Source organism: uncultured Campylobacter sp., assembly GCF_938018145.1.
Lineage (GTDB): Bacteria > Campylobacterota > Campylobacteria > Campylobacterales > Campylobacteraceae > Campylobacter_A.
On record NZ_CALIII010000054.1, the window covers coordinates 1 to 1,811 of the forward strand.

Below are 1,811 nucleotides of genomic sequence, written 5' to 3' on the forward strand. Positions count from 1 at the left end.
TAGCTATCACTAGCGACGTTAGCGGTACGACGCGAGATACAAACAAAACAATCATAGAAATTTACGATAGAAGCTGCGTTTTGATCGACAGCGGCGGACTGGACGATAGTAGCGAGCTCTTTAAAAACGTCAAGGCAAAAACCCTAGCCGAAGCTAGAAGCTCGGACGCCATCATCTTTATGGTCGACGGCAAAATGATGCCTAGCGACGAGGATAAAGCCCTATACTACGCGCTTTTAAAGCTAAATTTACCGACCGCGCTCGTAATCAATAAAGTCGATAGTAAAAAAGACGAGCTGCGAAGCTACGAGTTTGTAAATTTCGGTGCAAAAACGAGCTTTGCTATCTCGGTCAGCCACAACGCGGGCATCGACGAGCTAGCGGACTGGATCTATAAACAGCTAAAAGACGAGATCCGCCCCGACGTCGGCGAGGACCTGGATGAGTTTTTAGAAAATTTCGGCGACAACGGCGAGGTGGTCAAGGAAATATCGGCTCGCGAGGACTACGAGCGCAAAAATATCCAAGTAGGCATCATCGGACGCGTAAACGTCGGCAAAAGCTCGCTACTAAACGCGCTAGTAAAAGAGTCACGCGCGGTCGTGAGCGACATAGCCGGCACGACGATAGACCCGGTAAACGAGACTTTCGTCTATGAGGATAGGGTTTTTGAGTTCGTCGATACCGCGGGCATCAGAAAACGCGGCAAGATAGAGGGTATCGAAAGATACGCGCTAAACCGCACGGAGTCTGCGCTAGAGCTCGCCGACATCGCGCTTTTGGTGCTTGATAGCTCCGAGCCGCTAACCGAGCTTGACGAGCGTATAGCAGGCCTTGCGGCTAAATTTGAGCTCGGCGTCATCATCGTGCTAAACAAATGGGACAAAAGCGAGGAAGATTTTGATAAATTTAGCCGCGAGATCAGGGATAAATTTAAATTTCTAGCCTACGCGCCGATCATCAGCGTTTCGGCTCTGGGCGGCAAAAGAGTGCATAAAATTTACCCGCTGATATTAGAAGTTTATAAAAACTACACGCAAAAAATCCAAACCGCAAGGCTAAACGAAGCTATCGAAGAGGCGGTAAAAGCGCACCCGATACCGCGCGAAAAGGGCAAAAGCGTGAAAATTTACTACGCGGTGCAGTTTGGTTTCGCGCCGCCAAAAATCGCGCTAGTAATGAACCGTCCGCGCGCCCTGCACTTTAGCTACAAACGCTACCTAACGAACAAGCTACGCGAAAAATTTGATCTATCAGGCACTCCAATCGTGCTGATCCCGAAAAATCGCAGCGGCTCGGACGAGGAAAACGAGGGAAAAAGTGAGTAAAAATTTAGTTTTCATCGGCTTTATGGGCGTTGGCAAAGGCACGGTAGCAAGGCATATCGCGAAAAAAACGGGCAAGCTGTTTTTAGACACCGACGAGCTGATCGAAAGCGAGCAAAATTTAAAAGTTAAAGAAATTTTCGAGAAAAAAGGCGAGGAGTATTTTAGAAAATGCGAGGCAAAACTCGCTAAAAAGCTGGCCAAAAACGTAAAATCCTCGGTAATAGCGGCTGGCGGCGGCTTTGCAAAGGTCAAAGGCCTTAAAAAAATCGGCAAAATCATCTATCTAAAATCAAGTTTTGAGGCGATTTTAAAGCGTATAGACGAGAGCGGCGAAGCGCAGATGCACTACGCCAAGCGCCCGCTTTTAAAGGATTTAAACGCAGCAAAAAAGCTTTTTGACGAGAGAAAAAAGATGTATAAAAGCGTCGCCGATCTCATAATCGACGTCGAAGGCAAGGAGCTGGAGCAAGTCGCGAAAGAGGT

The 1,811-nt window shown here is 47.8% G+C and carries 2 protein-coding genes; both read left to right on the top strand.

Features of this window, described 5'->3' with window-relative positions; genetic code table 11:
- Nucleotides 1-1,328: ribosome biogenesis GTPase Der (der, locus tag Q0338_RS01305; protein ID WP_298085187.1), on the top strand; the 1,328-nt coding region annotated here is incomplete at its 5' end.
- The coding region (locus tag Q0338_RS01310; RefSeq protein WP_298085188.1) for a shikimate kinase at nucleotides 1,321-1,811 on the top strand (491 nt) is incomplete at its 3' end. The genes der and Q0338_RS01310, both read left to right, overlap by 8 nt.